This is a genomic window from Halococcoides cellulosivorans (genome assembly GCF_003058365.1).
Classification (GTDB): domain Archaea; phylum Halobacteriota; class Halobacteria; order Halobacteriales; family Haloarculaceae; genus Halococcoides; species Halococcoides cellulosivorans.
This window is the reverse complement of record NZ_CP028858.1, coordinates 2,524,270-2,546,834: the sequence shown is the minus strand read 5'-3', so window position 1 is coordinate 2,546,834 and position 22,565 is coordinate 2,524,270. Positions and strand designations below refer to the sequence as shown.

The 22,565-nt window shown below is 59.8% G+C and carries 17 protein-coding genes; 15 read left to right on the top strand and 2 right to left on the bottom strand.

All coding sequences use genetic code 11. From position 1 onward, the window contains the following. Positions 1-9 precede the first annotated feature (9 nt). Complete coding sequence (locus HARCEL1_RS12405; RefSeq protein WP_108383891.1) at positions 10-354, top strand: hypothetical protein; 345 nt, start codon at positions 10-12, stop codon at positions 352-354. Between the two features lie 55 nt (positions 355-409). On the opposite strand, the gene HARCEL1_RS12400 is transcribed toward HARCEL1_RS12405, so the two are convergent. Beyond that, positions 410-922 carry a hypothetical protein gene (locus tag HARCEL1_RS12400; RefSeq protein ID WP_108383890.1) on the bottom strand — a complete coding sequence of 171 codons (513 nt, stop codon included), beginning with the start codon at positions 920-922 and terminating at the stop codon, positions 410-412. 60 nt (positions 923-982) lie between these two features. Here HARCEL1_RS12400 and HARCEL1_RS12395 point away from each other — a divergent pair, with 60 nt between their 5' ends. After that, entirely contained in the window at positions 983-2,014 is a 1,032-nt protein-coding gene (locus HARCEL1_RS12395; RefSeq protein ID WP_233357352.1) for a helicase-related protein, read from the top strand. Positions 2,015-2,024: 10 nt separating this feature from the next. Here HARCEL1_RS12395 and HARCEL1_RS12390 read toward each other — a convergent pair whose 3' ends face one another. Beyond that, positions 2,025-2,354, bottom strand: a complete 330-nt coding sequence (locus tag HARCEL1_RS12390; RefSeq protein ID WP_108383889.1) for a DUF6788 family protein — start codon at positions 2,352-2,354, stop codon at positions 2,025-2,027. 165 nt (positions 2,355-2,519) lie between these two features. Here HARCEL1_RS12390 and HARCEL1_RS12385 point away from each other — a divergent pair, with 165 nt between their 5' ends. The 13 genes from HARCEL1_RS12385 (at position 2,520) to HARCEL1_RS12325 (ending at position 22,508) form a co-directional block, all read left to right on the top strand. Further along, the gene (locus tag HARCEL1_RS12385; protein ID WP_108383888.1) at positions 2,520-4,310 is read left to right on the top strand and encodes an MBL fold metallo-hydrolase; all 1,791 of its coding nucleotides are present in this window, start codon (positions 2,520-2,522) and stop codon (positions 4,308-4,310) included. Between the two features lie 172 nt (positions 4,311-4,482). Continuing rightward, positions 4,483-5,925, top strand: coding sequence for a ribonuclease H-like domain-containing protein (locus tag HARCEL1_RS12380; RefSeq protein ID WP_108383887.1), 1,443 nt, complete (start codon positions 4,483-4,485; stop codon positions 5,923-5,925). After that, positions 5,926-8,331, top strand: coding sequence for a DEAD/DEAH box helicase (locus HARCEL1_RS12375; protein WP_108383886.1), 2,406 nt, complete (start codon positions 5,926-5,928; stop codon positions 8,329-8,331). 184 nt (positions 8,332-8,515) lie between these two features. Continuing rightward, positions 8,516-8,794 (top strand): hypothetical protein, encoded by a 279-nt coding sequence (locus HARCEL1_RS13960; RefSeq protein ID WP_108383885.1) that lies wholly within the window; start codon positions 8,516-8,518, stop codon positions 8,792-8,794. 6 nt (positions 8,795-8,800) lie between these two features. Next, entirely contained in the window at positions 8,801-9,223 is a 423-nt protein-coding gene (locus tag HARCEL1_RS13910; protein WP_108383884.1) for a hypothetical protein, read from the top strand. Positions 9,224-9,250: 27 nt separating this feature from the next. Then, positions 9,251-10,981 carry a hypothetical protein gene (locus tag HARCEL1_RS12360; protein ID WP_174182933.1) on the top strand — a complete coding sequence of 577 codons (1,731 nt, stop codon included), beginning with the start codon at positions 9,251-9,253 and terminating at the stop codon, positions 10,979-10,981. Continuing rightward, entirely contained in the window at positions 10,978-11,853 is an 876-nt protein-coding gene (locus HARCEL1_RS12355; RefSeq protein ID WP_174182932.1) for a hypothetical protein, read from the top strand. The genes HARCEL1_RS12360 and HARCEL1_RS12355 overlap by 4 nt, the downstream gene beginning before the upstream one ends. A gap of 2 nt (positions 11,854-11,855) precedes the next feature. Then, a complete protein-coding gene (locus HARCEL1_RS12350; RefSeq protein WP_108383882.1) occupies positions 11,856-12,962 on the top strand; it encodes a hypothetical protein in 1,107 nt (368 codons plus the stop codon). Between the two features lie 6 nt (positions 12,963-12,968). Then, a complete protein-coding gene (locus HARCEL1_RS12345) occupies positions 12,969-14,090 on the top strand; it encodes a hypothetical protein (RefSeq protein WP_108383881.1) in 1,122 nt (373 codons plus the stop codon). Next, positions 14,083-16,299, top strand: coding sequence for a VirB4 family type IV secretion system protein (locus tag HARCEL1_RS12340; RefSeq protein WP_108383880.1), 2,217 nt, complete (start codon positions 14,083-14,085; stop codon positions 16,297-16,299). Before HARCEL1_RS12345 ends, HARCEL1_RS12340 begins: the two co-directional genes overlap by 8 nt. Next, a complete protein-coding gene (locus tag HARCEL1_RS12335; RefSeq protein ID WP_108383879.1) occupies positions 16,292-20,113 on the top strand; it encodes an ATP-binding protein in 3,822 nt (1,273 codons plus the stop codon). Before HARCEL1_RS12340 ends, HARCEL1_RS12335 begins: the two co-directional genes overlap by 8 nt. After that, the gene (locus HARCEL1_RS12330) at positions 20,110-20,994 is read left to right on the top strand and encodes a bifunctional DNA primase/polymerase (protein WP_108383878.1); all 885 of its coding nucleotides are present in this window, start codon (positions 20,110-20,112) and stop codon (positions 20,992-20,994) included. Before HARCEL1_RS12335 ends, HARCEL1_RS12330 begins: the two co-directional genes overlap by 4 nt. Beyond that, the gene (locus tag HARCEL1_RS12325) at positions 20,991-22,508 is read left to right on the top strand and encodes a primase-associated protein (protein ID WP_108383877.1); all 1,518 of its coding nucleotides are present in this window, start codon (positions 20,991-20,993) and stop codon (positions 22,506-22,508) included. The genes HARCEL1_RS12330 and HARCEL1_RS12325 overlap by 4 nt, the downstream gene beginning before the upstream one ends. Positions 22,509-22,565 lie beyond the last annotated feature (57 nt).

Genomic DNA, 22,565 nt, shown 5'->3' with positions numbered 1-22,565 from the left:
AGGACTCTTATGGAAGATTCTGACGAGTTTGAGACGAGCGTTGACTCGGATAGTGTGGAAGCGATTTCGATGTTCGTGGAGTACGACTCCGTGCGGGACGCGGAGAGTGTCCAAGAGAGCATCGAGACAGCACTCGACCTCTACGGCACGCCAGCCTACGGGTATACCGCTGTGACGCCGCAGACGATGGAGGACGAACCGGCGTTCATCGCCTCGGTTGGGATCGCGTCGCTGATGCAGTTGCTTGACGAGTATGGCCACGTGCTGAACGAAGAGACAGAGGAGGCTTTCAAGGAGACCAAAGGACGGTTACTTCGATTCGAAGAGGCGCGGATGCGAATGGACGACGAGTAAGGGTGTTCGGGAACCCAACGATTGGGAAAGCACATTGAGAATGGTACCCCGGTTCCTAAAGGACGGTTGGTGCTACTGCGAGCAATAGTCCAGCAACGAGTCCGGGCAGCTCAGTTTTCGGATTCCAGTCACTGGAGCTCTCATGAACGAGCAAGATACCGAGGACGATTACTGCGCCCACCGTTTGGATTACGAGATATTCGGCGGCGGTCCGGACAACGTTGGGTACAGCGAGAGTGATGACAGCTGACACGCCGGTCATAATGCCTACGCGAGCGACGAGGGTTTTGTCTTTTGAGTCGAACTCATTGCTCCCAACTTTCGCATACTCATCCCCTTGCTCATACAGATACTCAGCGACGAACCCGATCAAGACTCCTTGGATGGCTAGAATCACGACCCATTGGAACCCCGAAGCGGCAGCCTCAAGCGAGCGGAGGGTATCGGTGAGTGGGCCGATGTCGAAGTAGAGGATGAGACAGAGTATGATAGCTGCTGCGAGCAGGTAGACCTGCCAAGGTTTGTATTTACTATGCTTAACACGGACATGGAGTTCCAGTAGCACCATTTCTATGCATCGCGTTCTCACTTTAACTCGAAGTAACTATCGTCAGGTTGATCCCGAAGATTGAGTCAGAGTCTGAACCTCCAGGAGTGTGGGGCGATGATCAACTACGACCTCCCCTGGAACCCGATGCGCGTCGAACAGCGGATCGGCCGGATCGACCGCATTGGCCAACGGTTCGACGAGATCACGATCCTCAACTACAGCTACGAGGACACCGTCGAGACTGACATCTACGACCGGCTGGACGATCGGATCAACCTCTTCGAGAGCGTCGTCGGGGAGATGCAACCCGTGCTATCGGGCGTGAGCGATCAGATTCGAGCCGCGACCTTGGAAACCGACGCCGAGTCGAGTTCCGAGGCCGTCGAAGCCGCCGATCGGGAGTTCTCCGAGCAGGTCGAAGACCAGGACCAGACCGATCGGGTGGACGTCGGCGAGTCACTGGACTCCGTGGACACGCTCCTCGAGGAAGATGTCGTCGACGAAGCGAAACTCGACGCCTGGGCGTCGTTCCGCCACCCCGATCTCGTCGACGTCGGGGACGACGAGTACGCGTATCCCGAGCCCTTCCACGTCGCGGGTGTCGAGGCGATCCTGGTCGGCAACGAGACGCTCTCGGACGCCGGCGTCACGTTCGTCCCGGCCACCGACATCGACACCAGCGCTGCGACAGACGGGTCCGGCTTCGAGTTCGATGGCGCGACGTATCGCCTCGAGTGGGACGCCCTCGACGAACAGACAGGACAGAACGGTGGGACACTCGCGGAGGCGATCGCGCCGGCGGACGGCACGGTCGCCGTCACGTTCGACAGCGAGTGTGCCGACGAGTTTCCGTCGATCCAGTATCTCGCTCCCGGGAATCCCCTGCTCGATCGACTAGTTCGGACGCTTCGCTCTGCGAGCGACGAGCCTCTGCGCTTGCCGAAGGTGGACGCGTTCCGATCGGAGTCGATCAGTGTCCCACTCGTCTGTGGCTGGAGTCGGACCACGACACTCGCACGTGTTACGCCTCAGGGAGCGGTGGGCGATGTGGACGACATTTCGGCCATCCAGCGGTGGCGTGACGAATTCCTCGGCAACCAGCTGGAATGAGATCGTCTGTTCAGGGCTTCCCCAGGTACTCGGAGGTCAACTCACCGTCCACTCTGTAGTAGCGGTACAAATACGGGCCGTGAAGGTCTCCGTCAGCACACGCGCAGTTCTCGTCGCCACAGGTGACCATCTCTTTCACGACCGTCCCCTTCCCGCTGCTCGAATCGTCCTCGACGGGTTCGGCGGTGTTCGGGAGTTCGTCGGGATAGACAGACTGGGTTCGATACTCGATCAGCTCGTCGACGAACTGCCGGATCGCTCGAAGCGTCTCAACGTCCTGCTTCGGAATGCCCTCGGCGAGGTAGTTCGGCAGCGACGACGGCGGGTCGGGAGTGTCCATGCCTTATGTAACACCTGTGCCCTCAAGCGGCTTGAATGTTACATAAGGCTAAGCAGACCAACCGAACAGCATTCCAGAGATCTTTCGCGACGCCTGAACCCGTACACACGAGACACTCACCACCAAACCTATATTCCTCATCAATCATTATCGATTCGTCAAGCGATGCAGGTCAGCTACCACCATGCGAACCCCCACAGCGGTCGCGAGTCCGTGCTCCTCAGATTCTACGACGAAATTCACGACCAGACGACCTGCATCCTCATCGACTCGGGCAACGGCGTCGACGTCGACGAGCTCCTCGGAGACGACGAATACCTCTCAGCGATCCTCCTCACGCACGCTCACCTCGACCACTACCGCACACTCGGGTCGAACCTTCGTGATCAGGCCACCATCTACGCGACGAGAGAGACGGCCGCAGCGATCGAAACACGTCTCCAGACCAACGCTGACCACGACGATCTCGACCTCTCAGGCGACGTTCGAGACGCATTGGAGCCGATCGTAGACTGGACGGAGATTTCTCCCAACGTTCGAATCCATCCGGTGCCGGCCGGGCACGCCCCGGGCGCCAGTGGGTTCGTGATCCAGTTCGACGACGGCGAGGACTCGTACAACCTGCTCGCGAGCGGCGACTTCACGACACGCCGAGCCGCGGGCTATCCGGGCCTGGCCACGGAGATTCCGATCGACGCGGTCTTCCTAACTGTCGCGTCGAACGCCGAGTTCCCCGACCAGTTGACCGGCGCTGTCGAGACCATCGTCCAGCGAGCGCACGCCGGCTCGACCGTCCTGGCGACGGCCAGTGGGACGACCGGTGTCCACCTCGCGTACTTGCTCGATAGCCTGAGCCAGACCACCGATCGTTCGATACCTGTCACCGTCGCCGGACGAGTTGCCACGGTGTGGGACACACTCGAGTACGATCGGTCCACCGTCGAGGCGGTCTCCGTGTTCGACGATCCAGCCGACGTGCTCCAGCCAGGCAGTGTGACGATCGCGGGGCCAGAAGTCCCCATCGCCGGGAGTAGTAAGCGACTGTTCGAGGCGATGCGAGACGACGGCGGAGCGACACTGATCCAGGTGACGAGTGGAGCCTTCGACGAGATCGACTCTGCCAGCTGTACCGTCCATGAGTACGAGTTGAGCAACCACCCGGACGAGGCGACGATCGACGCAGTCGTCGAGGAGTACGAGCCGATCCACGTCGTCGTGACCCACGCGCAGGGCCGTGCAGCCCGTAAGTACAAAGACAGGTACAACAGCTTCGTGTGGGCCCCCAATGATGACGATCAGTACACGCTCTACGACGAGGGATGGGAGGGACCACCGTGGGTGAACGACGCGACACACCGGCGCGTCATGTCCAGGCAGTATACCCAGACTGATGCGATGGGACAGGTGATGGGTTCGATCGATGTCGGACTGCCAACCGTCGAACGCCTCGAAGACGTTGACCTCGAGGCCGAAGGACTCGACACCGACCGTCTGGATGACGCACTGCACCGCGATGTCGATGGCTCGGCGCCCGCCCCAGAGGGTGATCCCGCCGATGAGAGTGCGCAAACAGTGAGTTCGTCTCCAGGAGATGCAGAAGAAGCATCGCAAACGGACGTGGTCGCCGCCGATGGATCAACGGCGGTAGATCGCGAGGAGAGTCAGGAACCGACTCAAGATCAGTCGGCCAGTTTGCCATCAAGTATCGAGGAAGCAGCCGATGCCATCGATGCAGAGGCGTATGGGGACATCCTCGAACGACTCGATCGGATCGAAGCCGCCGTAACCGGAACGACGACCACTGCGACCGTCGTCGACGCAGGGGACGGGGTCATGCTTCTCCGGTTGACCGACGATTCGATCGCCGAGGATTTGGAACACGGGCAAACGATCGAGATTGCAGTGCAGACTGATGACGAGCCAGCGATCCGCGAGGAAGACGAGACGGAGCCGTGACCTGTCTGTCCGACGCTTGTGTGAGCAGACCGGCGTCGCCTTATGTAAAAATTGAGGTGGATGGGGTCCAAATATTACATAAGGTTCAGCCGGCGAATCGGGGAGAGTTCGACATTTCCATCTGGAGTTCCCATAGCCAGTCTCTTGGTGCTGACAGCAGAAATTCGAACTCATGACCGGGCGGTTGGGGCTGACAATCTACTCGAATGACGCGCTCTTGAAGCTGGATGACGCCCAGTTCCAAGATTCGATCGAGTACTTCGATCCAGATGTCGTTGCCATTCCCAGTCCCCATCACGAGCGCACCGTCCAGCGCCTGGCCCCGCCAGAAACCGACAGTATCGTCCTCCACCGCCCTCGCGGGACGGGCCCAGCGACGTCCACCAGCGGATCGGTTGCCCTCGTCCACGTCTCGGACATTGCGGCACTCTCCGCCCTCATCGCCCTCGAATCCGAGAACACGTTCGACCCGACCGGCGAGACCTACGTGCTGTCGGACCAGCTCGCCGTCGCGATCGATCCGATCAACCTTGAGAGCCGGCTGGACGGGATCGACGCGTATCGAGACGCGTTCCCAACGTCCGATCTGGACGGGTCGTACACCCACCTCACGACAGAAGCCCATCCAACCTACCACCACCAGTGGGGTGAGCTTACGGTTCGCGGCGTCATGCCCGGTGCGACCGAACGGCTTGGACGCCATCAGACTGACATCGCCCATCTCGACCTCCACGCGGACGGCACGATCTGCGCCAAAGCGCGGTCGGCCGACAGATTTGGGCTCAGGGCCGTCAAGCAGGTGGGCCGTTCCCGAGTCACGAAGCTCTGGGAAGAGGGGTATCGCGATCGGTCCGATATCGCGCGAGCAGACATCCAGGATCTCAGCTCGCCCTCGGGGATCGGGCGCCCGACCGCCGAAACGATGATCGCGAGCGCTCGGGCGATCGTCGACGGCGAGGTGCAGCGGCGCAGCGAGGCAACGCTCCCGTCGGCCGAGCCTGTCTTCATCGACATCGAAACGGACGGCCTCACGCCGACGATGGTGTGGCTGATCGGAGTTCTCAACCGCCAGGGTGGTGAGAGCTACATGTCGTTCCTGGCCCGCGATCCTGACGAGCCCGGCCAGGCCGTCGAGGCGTTCGCCTCGTGGTGGTCGGCGAACGCCGCCGACCGGCCACTCGTCGCGTACAACGGCCGCAAGTTCGACATTCCGATCCTCGAAGAACACATCGAACGGCACTGTCCGGAGCATCTCGATGCGTTCGAAGACGCTCGAGTCGTCGATCCGTACTTCTGGGCGACGGTTCGGGACAACGCCTTCCTCCCCGGACGGACGAACCGCCTCGAAGACGTGGCGAGCGGACTCGGCTGGGACCACGACGAGACCGGACTGAGCGGCGCGACGGTCGGCCGTCGGTTCCAAGAATGGGCAGCCGATCCCAGCCCCGAGACTGAACTCGACTGGGAGCGCCACGAACGCTATTGTGAGGACGACGTCCGGGCACTTGCGCACGTCTACGATGCGATCGACGCGCCAGTCAGGACGGAGCGGCAGACGAACGCCAGCGGAAGCACACCCACCAACACCGCCCAAGGAACTCTGAGTGATTTTTAGATGAGCAACGAACGCCTCACGTCCGAGACGGCAACCCTCCTCAGTCCGGAGTCGCTTCGAGAGACGTTCCCCCAGTACGAAGATCAGCTGGAACACGTCCGCACACAGGAGCCACGCGAAGCCAATCGCGTCCCAAATGACGAAGTGCTCCCTGGCTCGATCGCAGACGAACTCGAATACGATCTGTACACCCACCAAGCACAGGCGATCGAGCGCCTTCGTGACGGCGACGACGTGACCGTCGCGACGTCGACCTCGTCGGGGAAGACCTGGGTGTTCGCACTCTACTACGCCCTGTTGAAACGCCAGGATCCCGATGCCCGCGCGCTGTTCGTCTATCCAACGAAGGCGCTGAGTTCCGATCAGGAGACGGCGATCAACGATCTGTTCAAAGAACTCGACATCGACGCCACCGCCGAGACCTACGACGGCGACACGCAGAGCGACCGCCGACCGCTGATCCGCGAGCGGGCTGACGTCGTGATCACCAACTTCGCGGGGCTGAACGTCTATCTCGATCACCACCGGAAGTGGCGGGACTGCTTCCAGAACTGCCAGCTGCTCGTCGCCGACGAGAGCCACACGTACACTGGCGTCCACGGCATGCACGTCGCGTGGACGCTCAGGCGTGTCCGGCGAATACTCGAGTCGTACGGGGCCGACCCACAGGTTGTCTGTTCGACGGCGACGATCGGCAACCCGGCGAGCCACTCCGAAACGCTGACCGGGGCCGAGTGTTCGGTCGTCGACGAGGACGGCAGTCCCCGCGGAACGCGTGAGATCGCGTTCTGGCAGCCGCCGATCGACGATGACGACCTCGAAACGATCGAGGAGACCGTCCCGGCGATGCGGCGCAGCGCCGGCAACGAGGCGTCGAACGTAACGGCGCATCTGGGCCTCAATGACGTCCAGACGCTCACCTTCGCCCAATCCCGGCAAGGGACCGAAATCGGCGTGAAGCAAGCAGTCAGCGCTGCCACCGACCACCCCGACTCCGGCTATCTCGACGTCGAACCCTATCACGCCGGCCTCAGCAAGGAGAAACGCCGCGCCATCGAGCACAACCTGAAAACGGGCGAGCTCGACGCCGTGATCTCGACGAACGCCCTTGAGCTGGGGATCGACATCGGCTCGGTCGACGCGACGGTGTTGACGGGCTATCCCGGCACGCGACAGTCGTTCTGGCAGCAGGTCGGCCGGTCCGGACGGGGGACGTCGGACGCGCTGTCGGTATTCGTCCCGCGTGGCGACGCGATCGACCAGTACATCCTGGACCATCCGGAGTACCTGCTCAGCGACGACGTCGAGGACGCGGTCGTCGATCTCTCGAACAACGCCGTCTACGCACGACACGTTCTCTGTGCAGCGGCGGAACGGCCGCTGACGCGGGACGACGCAGCGTGGTTCGGCCCGGAAGAGCGCCTCGAACGCGCGATCGCGATGTGGCGAGACGCCGGGCAGATCGTGGGCGATCTCGATCGCGGTGCGCAGTACGACGGCCCGCCGCGTCCCCAGACCGACATCTCGATGTACGCGACCACCGACGACCAGTATCAGGTCCGGTGTGTCGACGGCGAGATTGACATGGAACCGCTGGACAAGGAGCGGGTCTACCGAGATTACCATCCTGGCGCGCTGAAGCTCTACGACGGCGAGCAGTACGAGGTGGTCGACGTCGTCGAAGATCGTCCCCAGCCGTACGTCGAGGTCGAGCGCGTCTCGACACGGAAGTACACGAAGACGCTCAGCGACAAGCGCGTTCACGACATCGTGAGCGAACGGCACGTCGATCTCGGCAACGGGATTGAGCTTCACGCCGGCATGGGAACCGTTTCGATCGACTATCACTCGTTCAAGCGGATCGATATGGACTCCGGATCGGCGACTGGGCTTCCCGAGCCAATCGATCTGGATCCGATCACGCTCCGAACCCAGCTGATGTGGATCGAGATCCCAGGCGAGCACCTCGAGAGAGTCATCGAGACGATACCCGCTGACGCGATGCAGTCAGCATCTGGAGACGTGGCGATGAGCGAGGCGGAATGGACGCTCGCCGGCGGACTCCACGGCGCCGAGCACGGCATGATCAAGATGTCGCCGCTTGAACTTCGGCTGGACACCGACGACATGGGCGGGTTGAGCACCCTGTCACACCCCGAAGTCGGATCGCCAGTCTGGTTCATCCACGACGCGGTCGAGGGTGGCGTCGGGTTTTCACACAGCATCTACGAACACGTCGAGCAGGTCGCTGAACGGACGCGCGAGCGGGTGGCGGACTGTGACTGTGGCCGAGTCGATGGCTGTCCGTCCTGCCTGATGAGTTCGGATTGTGGGAACGAGAACGAGCCGTTGCATCGCGAGGCGACGACGAAGATTTTGGACGTCGTGCTAGGTCGATTCGAATAGAGACGTTCCTCAAAGGTGCCCAGAACAGAGTCGCAACTTTCTCATTTACACAGAAACGGAATACATGTATTTGAGTTATTAGTTTATCTTGTATTAACCTATAATCGATACGTATTTGTTAACTACCTCACAATCTCGCCAGTATGTACCGGGATTCAGCCGGTGCAGACACATATCAACACGTATGATTACGAGGTCAGTTACCATCGAAGACATCGATGATCTGTATCTGATGTGGAACGATCACATCAATGCCTCTGCCCTGTATCGCCAAGCCCTCCGCGAAGAGATGGACGTTCGCGGTGTCGATCCCGATGAACTCCGTGAACTCCTCGAACGGGCCCTCGAGCAAGGCTATACACTCGACGATGTTGTTGAAAACACCAACCGGATGGCTGATCTCCAGTCGCTCGTCGAAGACCAGCAGACCCATCGAACACCTGGAGATGCGCCGGATTACTAGCCCACAATGTCACAAGACCAGTCTTCCCCCAAAACTACCCGTAGCACCGATATCGAGGCACAGCTGACCAGAAAAATCCCTCGGCAGGTAGCGCTCATCGTCGTCTTCTTGACCTTGTTCGCTGCCCAACCGGTTGCTGCCGCAGAAGAAAGCGCAGTCTGTAGCGCGGACAAACTCCCGAGTATGATTGAGGGGTTCTTCCAGATAACCACCGCACTGGGGATCATGGGTCTCGTGATCGTCTGGCAGGCTGATTCCCTCATGGAGATGTTCACCTTCAATCCCGAGCAGAAAAAGGGACTCAAGCGGCACAAGCGATCCGCAATGAAGTCCGCAGTCATCCTCCTCGTCCTCGGTCCATTATACTCTGTCGCAGGGGAGATAATGGGGCTCCCGCTGGCGGAGTGCATCGATCTCGTCCCTTGGTGAACACCCAGAATTCCCTCGTCACGAGCTATGAATTACCACGTCCCCTCCGCCCTCATGATCGGCCTACTCGTGACGAGTCTCGTCTCGGGCGTCGTCGCCGCTGATCCGCCACGGCCGGGGACAGAAGGAAACGGACTCACAGAAAACGAGACGGCAACACTGTGGTCCCGTGATACGGACAACTTCAACGACAATGAGTCGGGCCAGTTGTACGGCGAAGACCGTTCAGCGATTGATCAGTTGGCCAGTGGGACAGATATCACGTTCAAACGTCCTCCGGCAACCGCTGCAACGTGGACGCGAAACGACTTCAAGGACCTCGAAGCAGGTGACACGAATACGTCCGTCCATCCACCCCATGCGAACCTAGAAGATAGCGTCTTCATCAAGGACGCCCACGCGACGATCTTCGCGGTCCAGCCTGCTACCCGTGGGCACATCGAGCCCGGCGATACCCCACTCTACATCGCACCGAACGGGACGATGCGCGGGTTCGTTGATTACCGCGTTCGAGTGCCCAACGAGAGTTCACCCGCCTACACGAACATCACTTGGTCAATCACGGAACACGAGATCGATGAGGTTCGCTTGAAGAAAGACGGAGAGATCATCGCCGAGCATGACGGGTCTCATACTCCAGCTCTCGACTACCAGATCGTGGGTGATCAGGAAACGACCCTCACGTTGGAAGCAGAGATCAGCGTCCGACTCAAGAAGGCCATCACGAGTGGTCTGGGCAACCAGACAACCACCGACGTTTCCTACCGGACTGAATCACGCAACGTCTCCGATTCGATCGCCGTCGAAGTCTACGACATCTCGGCGTCTCCGTACTATGCTGAGTATCCAAACGGCGATACCGGCGTGGCCATCTTCCAATCCCAGTTGTGGCAGGGATATTCGCTCACAGCGGACGGTGAGACACGAGTTCGTGGACTCTGGCGGTTCTATACGGCTCGGAACACCAACTGGGATACGCTCGTCCGGTCGAAGCGGACTGACAGTGCCACCGTTCAGTCTGATGCGATTCCGGTCTACGTCCACGCCTTTCCATCTCGAATCGGCCCGCGTGCAGAGCCAGTTCGAGACGGCCCTAAACTCCTCGATAGCTGGGGGACAGACCGCCCGTCACCGGTCGGCACCCTCGGTGAGAATATCAACATCGACATTGTCAACAAGCCGTACACGACGACGTACGGCGTCGCCGTTCGCGCCAAGCGCGTCGACCGCGAGGCGCTGCACGTGTCTGGAATCGTCCGGGGCGTGAACGCGTCGATCGTTGAGCCAAATGCTGGATCTAATCGGCAGCTCCGTCGCAGTAATCTCACGGCGGAAATCGTCGATCAGAACCAGTCACAGGCGACCCTCCGCCTCGAACTACGAGACAACCAGACAGACGCACCGATCATCCTCGACAAAAGTCGAGGACACCCCATTCGCGGCGCCACCCGGAACGGGTACATCACGATCGGGGACCGGCACATCGAGACCAACGCTTCGGGAGAGGCTATCGTGACCCTCGACGAATCGGGAATCTATACGGCCCGCTACCATCCGGGCTCGTGGCTCGATCACGACCCGGCGTACGTCAGCGATTCTGCGACGGTACGTTGGCACCCACTGGCGACGATTGACGGCTGGTTTGCGCTGTTATTCGAAACTGGTTGGCAACTGCTGCCGTTCTTCGTAGTGTTCTACGCCGGCAAGCACCTCCTGCGGATGATCAGTTCAGAAAATGCTATCCAGCAACCCCCATGACTCAAGACAATCCTCAGCTCAACAGACGAAACGCCATTCGAACATTCGCCGGCGCCGCTCTCGTGAGCGTGGCCGGATGTCTCAACGACGAAGATTCCACAGGCGGCGGTGCTCTGGAGCAATCTGGTGGGGGAGTTTTTCGACAAGTCTCCATAGAAGAGACAGAACTCGTAGTTAAGTACTCATCAGAGGATGGGATAGACCAAATCAACCTCATTCAACCAAACGGAGAGTTATTCGGACAACAGGATGTCGCCACTGGCACTCAACAGGTGTCCTACGAACTTGGTGCATCCTACGCTCCTGGCGAGTATACGATAGTTGCACTCAGTGATGGAGAGAGTATTGGAGAAAGTTCGGTGTCCATCCAACCAAATGTCGAGATAAATGAGATGGGAATCGGGAGAAATCAGCCTGAAAAGATGTGGGACGGCGGGGAAAATAATACCGATCGAAACGCGTTCTTCACCACCGATGAGGAAGTGTTCGTCACCATCGAAAACCACGGGACAGGCCCCAATGCGATTACAAAACTATACTTTATCGGTGATGTTCCCTATCCCTCAGACGACGAGGGGACAAATTATGTGGAGAGTGATGATGTTAGTGGGATATACGATCCGGAATCAGACTCCGAAGTCCAGCAGGTCATCATCGCCCCAGGTGAACAAATTACACTCTACAGTTCACGCTCGCCGTTTGCTTTCGTTCCTGGAATAGGCACGTCCTGCTCAGAGAGTTCAAAGACCGGTGAATTCGATCTAATATTGGAGAGTAAGATTGGCGGGGGCCAAATTTCGAAAACGTACAGCATCCACTATTCAGCTTCGCAGGAGTCAGATGGGTGTGAAATATCCATCAGTGAGGATTAGCCGTGGTTGATCTAATCGACATCGTTCTTGAGGGATTCAAAGAGATCATCGATTGGACGACCAGCCAGTTCACGGACGGGCTTCAATCCGGCTATGAATCGCTCACCGAGGGGATGTTCGGTACACCCACCCCCGAAACGGATGGTGCGTTCGTATTTGGAGCACCCCAGAATCCCCCCTGGCCGTCAATTCAAGACGCGCTCGTCGGTGGCGATATCATGTTGATATCCATACTGATTCTCGTGATGTGCGTCCAAGCACGTCACACAGTACGGATTTTCAATATCGGTAGCACATATGAAGACAGACGGACTCAGAAAACCGCCTGGGCCGGTGCGTTCTTGATTGCCACCTGGTATTGGGTTGCGATTCTCGTACTCTACCTTATCAATGGATTTACATTGGTGATGATGCCGAGTCTGGACTCTCTGAACAAATTGATGCTTGACTTGCTGAAAGGGATTGTGACAAACCAAGAGCTTAGCCCAGGGCTATCGTTCATTTTCGCGCTCATTGGAGGGCTCTCAATGTGGGCTTTGGAAGCCCTCTACTACATTCGTGAGATATTGATCTACATCTACGTGTATGGTATGCCGATTGCGTTCGCGGTTGCTTTCGGAAATGTTCCCGTACTGTCAGATATTGCGGTGAAATTCTGTAAGAAATTCGTTCCGTTAATTGTCCTGCCTCTACCTGCCGCAGTGTTATTCAAAGGATACGACCTCCTGTACTCCCAGAATGGAATGATTCCGAATGATAGCCTCTTTTTACGATATTTAGTCGCAATTTCTCTCCCACTAATCGCAGTCTACCTGACGTGGAAGACGTTCAAATACGCGACCCCACTGACGGCGAAAGTACTCGGGGGCGCGACTAAGATAGTAGCCAAGGGAACAGCGAAAGGGGCCAAGGGGGCACTTCTCATTGGCGGTGTAGCTGGTGGAGCCTATATCGGTGGCGCCGGTGTCGCGACGACCGCTGCCCGGTTTGGTCCAAAAGCCGCTGCTGGCCATGCTGTTGCCCAGAAAGCTGCTGCTCGGCGTTCGAAAAGTGAAGGGAACAGCGGTACCCCGTCCTACCGGCGGACCGAAAACGATCCTGGAAGGTAAACATCCATGTCTACCGATCAAGACGCAGCCGCACGGCGGATCATGAACCAATTCGGAGAGAAGAGTCGCATTCCCTACCTCAATATCGAGGAGGGCGACGTCGGTCTGATAATTGCCTTCCCGGTCGTCGGCCTGTTCATCGCTGGCCTCACCGGCATTGAATCACTGGCCCTGCCGTTCGTCGCAGGCGGGTTCGGGTTCGGCATCGCGATCGTTTCCGTCTCACCCGACCACCTGAACGCGTGGACGTGGACAAAAGATGTCTACCGGTACCTTAAGCGCCCCCGGATTACCTTCAACGCCCCAAAGGACGCCGATAGTACCACCAACGAAACAGAGCGCAACGAGGGCGGGCTCGCGAACTATACACCCTTCAAGCCGGACGAGCGGACACAGGATCTCACGAACATCGAGCGGGCGTGGCCGGGCGCTGACGCGATACAGCGCACCGATGGGTCGATGGAAGCTTTCATCGAGGTCGATCCCGGTAACATGGACTTCGCGATGTCCGACGACTGGGCACAGCTCCAGGACGCCGGCGAACAGTTCGCCAACAAGGAACTGAACTCAAAACTCAAACTCCATGCGACGACCCGATCGTTCCCGGTCGAACAGATTACAGAGACCATCGAGGATCGACTGAACGACGAGGACGTCACAGAGAACCCGATCTTCGAAGAACTCCTCGAAGAGTACCGTGAGAATCGACCAAAGGAGATGCGCGACCGAGGCATTCAACAGGTTCGGTACTATCTCGGCGTCGAGGTCACGCCGCTCGAAGTGTATGACCGCTACCGTGATGAGGGGACGCCCGCCGAGAAGCTGACGCAGTTCCCCGTTATCGGCTTCCTGTTCAATCCGTTCGTCACCCGCCGAAAAGACCTCACCGATGTCGAGCACCGCGTCCAGATGTTCGAGAAGCTTGACGAGCGGGTGAATGATGTCCGCACCGAATTCATCCAGCAAGCCGCAGGGTGGTCCGCACGCCGGCTCAGCACGGTCGAGCTGTTCGTACTGAATATGGATTTCTGGAACGGGCGCGAACACGACCACGACAAAGCAGAACGCTTCGTTCGCCAGCAGCCCATTATCGGCCACTCGCACCGGGAGGACGAGTTCGATGCATAATGTCGTCCTCCAAGCGGGAGGCGGATTGATCAGCCAGCTCGTCGAATGGCTCACCAACCCGTTCTCTCTCGGAGGCGCGGTTCTCTATCTCATCTTGCTCACCCTGATCGCAATCGAATTGAAACTCCTCTGGGACTGGTATACCGAGAACGACACCGAGGAGGTCGAGTTCTCCGATGTTCTCGACGAGGAGACGCTCGAACAGGCGACAGTCGAACACCAGCTCCTGGACGATATTTCTGAGTCGCACAAGACGGTGACGGCGCCAGCCGCCATCGAATGGGAAACGCGATCCGCACGGGTCGGGGAACAGTGGACGACGACGCTATCCATCGCTGACTATCCTGACTACCCTAAAGACGGGTATCTCAGTGAACTCTTCGAGATGAGCGATGTCAAATTCGACCTGACAGCCCATATTACCCCGAAGAACCAGGAATTGGCGCGAAACGAACTGCAGGACATCGCTGATGACCTTCAGGTCGACGCCGATCTCGAACAGAGTGTCCGGAGTGGGTATCTCCAGGAACGGGCGCACGAAGCTGCGGCGACGTACACGGCCGTCGAGAACGGAGCAAGCGTCTTCGACCAGGGGATGTTCATCACGGTGCGAGCCGACGAGAAGGCGGACCTCCAGGACGCCGTCCAGAAGGTCAAGAGTACACTCCGTGACGATCCGGCGCACCTGACGCCAAAGACCGCAATCGCTCGGCAGGATCTGGCCCTTCAGGCCGCCGCGCCCATCGGCGACAACGCGTTCGGACGCACGTCGATTGCACTCGGCGGCGCCGTCGGTGCGTTGCTCTCCTCACCGCACAACGCGACGATCCTCGAGGAGGGCGGAGTCGAATTCGGGATTCACAAGGACAATCAGAGTCCGGTCGTCATCGATCCGTTCGCCAGAGATAACGGGTACGCGATGTTCACGGTCGGCGACACGGGGTCGGGAAAATCGTTCAGTTCAAAACAGAACTTCATCCGGTCAATCGAGCAGAGTAAGGACCGTATCGGAATCATTCTCGAACCGTTGAACAACTGGGCTGGCGTCTCGGAAGCACTCGATGCCAAACGGATCACCGTCGGCGGAACGCTCGGCCTCAATCCCTTGGAGATCCGCAAAACGCCCGAGCACGTCCAGCGAGCGATGGGCGAGGACGCCAGTCCATTCAACGAGAAGCTCGACGACGCGATGAGCTTCCTCACCAACTTCTTCGCACTCCGGGGTATCTCACTGGGTGACCGCCGAACGACACTGGAACTCGGTCTCAAGCGGTCGTACAAACGCAACGGCATCACCGACGACATCGCCACGCACGGAAACCCGAGTCCAACCATTCGCGATATGATGGACGTCTTTGAGGATATGGTCGACAAACCCGAGACGTTCGTCGTCCGATCCGATGAGGAGGCAGGCAAAGTCAAAGAGGATGCGACGTGGCTGCTCACCCAGCTCCGGCCGTTCGAAGAGGGTGGTCGACATGCCAACCTCGGACAGCCGTCGGATTTCGACATTCGCAACGAGAAAGTCATCTATCTCGATCTCGCTCAACAAGAGGGGAGCGTCGACAGCAGCACGGCACTGACGATGCAGTTGCTCATCTCGCTGGTCTACGAGCGCGCGAAAGTCACAGAGAAGGAGGTCGTGTTCTACATTGACGAAGCGCGGTATATCATGCAGGACGCCGCGAGCCTGGCGTTCCTCGAGACGGTCTTCCGGCACCACCGCCACCACGACCTCTCGATCCGGCTAGTCACGCAGACCGTCGACGAGTTCTTCGAACACGCCGAATCCGAGGCGATTTTGGACCAGTGTGCAGTCAAGCAGTTCCACCGATTGGATGGGATGGACGAGGAGTGGGCCGACGAGTTCGGCCTGAACTACGCGCAGATGCGGTTCGTCCAGGATGCCGTCCCCGGCAACGAAGACGCCGGTTTCTCCGAAGCGCTGGTCGGTGTCGACGGCGAGTGGCGCGGCACCAAGGTCAAAGCGATGCCCAAAGAGAAGCAGGTCATCGACTTCGACCCCTCCGTACAGCGACGGTCCTCACTGCCCGGCGCCGGTGACGACGCCGTCGATGCCGAGATCCAGGCGTTCCAAGAGCGGCTCGAACGTCGGGAAATGAGCGAAACGAGTGAGTCGAACGAGGAGCCAGACTCGATCAAAGCCACGCCGGACGGCTGGTTCACCGAGGAGAGTACCGGTGCCTGACTACCTTCGCGTTAGGCCGACATCCGAGCGACTCGATCCCGAGAGCATACCCCGCGTCCTCGACAGCCTTCACAAACTGACCACGTCCGGCTCGTCCGGGTTCGGAGCGAAGCTGAACCCACTCACCAGTAAGACACCACCTCGATTCGAGTTCCTCGCGATCAGTGATGGCCCGGACGACCCAGTAGAATTCCTCTACGGGGCCGATGCGCATCTCGAGACGCTCGAGAAACGCCTCCGCTCGATTTACCCGGCCACGTTCGACATCGAGCGCGTCGACGTGGACGTCGCTGCTCGGCTCATCCAGCCCGTCGAGTTCACACCCCAGGAGTTCGTCGATCAGTACGAGGCCGGGCGACTGCAGTACGAGTTCGGTCCGGCGGAACAGTACGATATTGTCGACGAGGAGTCAACTGACTCCGAGCCACCCAACGCGAACCCCATTGTCGACGGGAGAAAGACACTCGATTTAGTCCCGACCCATCACGTTGTTGCCGGGGCCACAGCACTCGAGCTAGCGCCGCCTGATGCACTCCCTGAGGACGGGGAGCCACGCGCCATCGAGAAGCCGACATTGACACCAGCGGGAACGATTCTGGCTCGTCCAGCGCGGGATACTGTCTCGCCACTCGGTGTCCAGTGGTGTGGGTCGGCAACGCGAAAGCAGGACTGGATGACCTCTCTGACACCATTCACAACGAAGGAGACGGACAGAGCGCTCTCCTCCGTCGACCACCCCGGCGCAGCGCTGGCGTCGCTCGTCGACCACCTGATGGAGGCGAGAGCGCCGACAGCATTCCAAGTCGTCTTCGAACGGCGGGCCAACTGGCAATCCGACGCAGAAGTGCGAAAAGAGGACCTCATCGACGGCCGGGATACGTTCTTCCAAGAGGTCATCGGATCACTGTTCGAGGGCGACAACCAGCGGAGCGACCCTGACAGACGGCAGCTCAACGAGTCCATCGAGAAGCGACTCGAGTATATCGACGCGAAGAACGCCAACCGGTCGTTCACAGCCAATATCCGTGCGATCGGCGTCCCCACCGATGACACCCGCGACGACCTCGATGCCCGGATGGAGTCACTGCTCCCGGTGTTCGACCCGCTCGATGGGCCGTTCTACGAGGTCGAGGGGAAACGCCTCCGAAACAGTGGCTTCCGTGAGAAAACGAAGGCAAAGAAAGCACGGGCCGCTCTTCAGCGCCTCCTCGACCGCGAGCTGACGACCGGACGGGGCAAGACCCGGCCAGAGCTGGTTCTTTGTGGGACGGAACTCGCGAACTTCGTCCTCGTCCCCTCCTCCGAGCAGTTGACGGTCGAAGGGACTCGGGGGACGAGAGCCGAACAGCAGAGTCGGAACCCACTCCCGTGGCCCAATCCCGATCTGATCGAGCAGTTCCAGGACGGAATGGCCATCGGGTACGCCCTCGACGAGAACGGCGAGCCGCGACCGGATCCCATCCGAATCCCGCCAGATCTGTTGACGACCCACTACGGACGGTTCGCATCGACTGGGGGTGGGAAATCGAAGGCAATCATCAACGATGCCCTCTCGCTTCGAGAGACGACCGGCGGGCCCGTCGTCATCGTCGACCCGAAAGGCGACGGAATGTGCGAGAACTACCTGCGGTGCCACTACAAACAGTTCGGAGGCCTCGACGACGTCTACCAGTTCCGCGTCCCCGAGACCATCCCCGCCTTTTCCTTTTTCGACATCCGTCCCGCCCTCGAGGCGGGTCGCAACCGAGAAGATGCGATACAGGACAAAGTCGAGCACTTTCACGACATCCTCGGGATGATTATGGGCCGCGAGCAGTACGGCCAGGCGTTCGTCGCGAACGAGATCCTCAGCTACCTGATCAGGGCACTGTTCGACGAAGAGTACGGGAGCGACGTGTTCGGTCTGAACGATCTCTTCGACGCAGCCCTCCGGATGCAACGCGACCAGACGATTCCACCCCTTGCAGCCGACAACCAGGCCATAGAAGAATCGCTGACGCGTCACTTCTCGAAAGACGACCGCCAGTTCCAGGTGTCGATGGACGCCGTCGGAAACCGTCTCGACAAGCTCAGAGAAGACGCGCATCTTCGGCGGATGTTCAGCCACGTGCCCGAGCAGAACGACGCCGGCGAGTACGTCGACAACCGTTTCGACTTCCGCGCGTTTCTCGATGAAGACGCAACCCTTCTCTTCGACCTCGGCGACCTCCGACCGGAGGCTCAGCGAGCGATCACCCTCCTGCTGTTGAGCAATCTCTGGGACGCCGTTCAGGTTCGTCGACGCGAAAACCAGACCGACTACGAGACGCTCACGAACCTCATCATCGAGGAGGCAGCCCCGGTCGCGTCGACGAAGCTCGTTTCCGAACAGCTCCTGCCCCAGGGACGGTCGTTCGGGCTGAGTATGGGGCTCGTGATGCAGTTCCCCGAACAGGTTCGAAATCGAAACGAGCGGGCGTATAGCGAGGTGCTCAACAACATCAAGACGAAACTCATCGGGAACATCTCGGTCGAGCGGGATCTCGCCGAATCGTTGGCCCACGAAGATCTCAGCCCGACCGAACTCCGCAACAGAATGAACACGCTTCCGAGTGGCGAGTGGATCGCCCAACTCCCGAGCCCGTCGTTCGGAACGACTGGTCCCGCTCCGTTTTCACTCGCGCCGCTCCCGATTGCACCTGGGCATCCAGAAAGCGATCAGCCGCTGACTGAGCCACAGGAAGACCATTTCGAGTCAGTGTCCCGACCACGGATGATGGAACGCTCCCAGGCCCAGTACGGACTCACAGCGGCGACTGAATCGGGTGGTTCCGCAGACACAGCTGGCTGGGGGAGTCCAGGCGCTGACACACCCACCGCAACCGACGACGAGGCATCGACCGCAGCCCCGACTCAGTCCTCGTTTATCGATCACCCAACGACCGAGACGGGGTCCACGTCGAGCGACTCCCTGGCCGCTGGGACTGCAACCGAGGAGGATCCCCAGGAGATCAGCCCAGTGGTCGGGGGCTCCACCGTGACCGAGAAGGCAGCCGCTGCAGACCAGACGGAGCTGTCGGAAACCGGCTCGACTCCAGTTCGAGAGAGCGACGTGGCAGTCCCAGACGACGAACTCGAACAACGCGGACTCAGCCGTGACGACGTCAGCTTCCTGCGTCGCGTCCTCGACGTGATGAACAGAGACGCCGACGAGTACACACTGCTCGACTCGATGCGGTCGCTCCGAGACGAGTTCGAGGATCTCGATGTTCAGCGCCTTATCGACCAGAATCTCCTCGAGGAAGCATCAGCCTGTGGCCGGAAATACTACACCGTCCTCCCAGCAGGACGCGAGCTTCTGGGCGACACGCTACAGGTGGGTCCCGGTCTGGGCGATATCGGCGAGAAAACCCCGCACAAGGTCGGGGTCAGACTCCTGGAGCTGTGGATTCGACAGCAAGACGACGTCGAGCGTGTCGAGCCGTACTATGAATACGATAATGAGACCGTGTTCGACGTCGCCGGGTTCGGTGCAGATGGTGACCTCGTCTGGGTTGGCGAAGCAGAACTGCCGAGCAACAACGTCCACGCGCCGGTCAACGATTACGATAAGCTGCAATCGGTCGACGCAGACGCAATCTGGACGTTCAACACCCGTGAGACGGCTGTCGAGGTGCTTGACCGGCTGGTCGAGGCGGACCGACTCGAAGAGAGCGTCAACGGACGTGACGCACGGTCATTCTCGACGATCCAAGACGCGATCGCTGAGTTCGATGCCCCCGGGATGACCACCGTTCGTGGGTTCAGAAATCTCGATCGGGAGATCAGCCAATGACGTGGCGGCAGGCGACCCGCGAGGAGATCGACGCGTTCTACGCCACGGAGTTTCCCCGCCACGTCGAGAATCTTCCCGAGTTCATCACGGCTGACGGGCCGAAACAGTACGCCGTCGCCTTTCGAGATCCCCATCCCGTTCGCAAAGACGACGTCCCCGACAGGGAGTTCATCCGACGGGATACGTGGCAGACCGATGCATCGGGCGACCGAACGACCGCCAATTTCGACGACGTCGACGATGTCGTGGAGTTCATTCGGCATCCGGCTCGCAATGATCCGCTCGATCGGAGCCGGTTCGCGCTCGCCGATCCGGATGTCGTGGACAAAAAGGATCCACGCCCCGACGCAGTCTATTACGCACTGGATCATTGGGAGCGGCCGTGGGTCCTCCTCGTCGATATCGACGCGAAAGAGATCGCCAGGCAACGAGCAGCGGAGATGGTCTCGATAGCCGTCGACGACCCGGACAGCGATGCGTTTCTCGATGCCGTCGGGATCCTCGAGGCCGCTCCGGAGGGGTATCCGTATGCCTTCGAGGATGTCGACCGGGCGATCGAGTACGGGTTCGAAGTGCGCGACATCTTCGAGGATGATTTCGACGCCGAGGAGACGATGGTCGTGTACACCGGGCAAGGCGTCCACGTCTACCTCCTCGATACGGACCCGGCGCACCGATACGACGCACAGAGCCGAGAAGTGTTGAACGACCTCCTCCTCGAGAGCTACGAGATCCCCATCGACCCCGTCGTGACGGCCGACCGCCGGCGCGTCGCTCGCCTGCCCTACTCGCTTCACGCCGACGTCTGCAAAATCGTCCAGCCGATCGAGAGTCCGGCGTTCGACGTGCAGTCCGCGACGCCGGAGGTGATCGACCAATGAGTACGAGTGTCCCCACCGAGGATGAGGACGCGGCGTATCGGGTCGCCGCGCTCCCGGTGGAGTACGGTGAGACCCGCATCAACCAGCTGTTTACGCGTGGCTACAACCGATACGTCGTCGACGGCGAGGACCAGCCCGAAGACCTCCTCCACGACATCGAGCGGTTCGGAACGGCCGCGTTCAAAGAACAGGTGCGTGCCGACGCCGTCGAGGAGCCGTTCGTCGACGAGCCGGGGACGCTCGCCGTGCTCGCGACGTTGAGTGCGATCTGTGTGAAAGCCCACCCGAAATTCGAGCACGCGTCGCCACGGAACATCCAGGTGCTCTACGACATCCGGGAGCTGTTCGTCAACAATCTCGCGTCGCTCATCCGCGCCCACGGTGACGGGTCGCTCCAGCAGGACATCGCCGAGGTGCTGTACCGCAAGGAGCCCGGCGAGGACGGCCCACACCCCGGCCGCGTCTGTACGGGCATCACCGAGCTGCCGGAGTTCGGGGATGGCCTGTATCTCGAAATCCCGATGGTGGCGGCCTCTCGCAGCTGTCTCGTTCGGGAAGGCGAAGGGTCGAGGAGTGATGGCGGAGAGCTACTGACGCGAGTGAAAGACAACTACCTGTACGTCCCGGTCGGCGATTTCGACACCAAGTATCGGGAGTATGCCGAGCGGGCGTTCAAGGCGCTTCTCCAGGTGCAGGAGGATGGCCTCTCAGAAGATCAGCTGACGTGGTTGACCACGAACGAGTCGGCGATTACAGAGCGGATCGACCGCTTCCTCGAGACCGGACATCACGAGCGCATCTGGCGAAACTGGGACCGTGGCGAGCGGACGATCCGCGTGCTTCGACGGGCGCTCAACGATGTCTCCGACGACATCGCCCAAACGGGGGAGTTCCACACCGCGAAAGAACTCTATCGTGCGATCGAGGCGTACGATGCCGAAGACGACTGGGAATCCTCGGTGACGGACTGGATCTCGAGTCCGAGTAGTCTCGCAAAGACGCTCGCCGACCACGAGTCCCACTCGGCCGTCACGATCGACCGCGATGGGCGAGTCAACACGTATCGAATCGAACGATCCGGGACCGGCGCAGAGCAGATCGAGGTCCAGGAGATCGAGGACCTCTTCGAACTGCCCTGTATGGCGAACATGGAGGAGCGGCTGCACGAGAAAAAGCCCGTCCGGAAAGACCTCTACAACTTCGCGCGAATGGTGATGTGGCTCCCGCAGTATCGAGACCGCAGCCTTGAGGAGATCGTCGCGGACCTCAAGGCTGTCTTCGCCCGGTGGCCGTGGTATGACGAGCAGCAAACCGAGTACCAGGTTCGCTACGAGTTCTCGAACACGATCGACGGCGACACGCCGTTGCCAATGAACTGCGACAACGACGATCTACAGCGTTACTGCATCGGCCAGGACCAGTGTCCCTATTCGATCTGGGGCAGTCTCCCCTTCCCTGATGAGATGTACGAGCAGGTCGACGAGGAGTCCGGCGGTCGCCCCGAGGAGTTCTGAACCTCAAGATTTCTTGATCTGGTAATAAACGGTCGATTGGACACTGTCGGATATGAA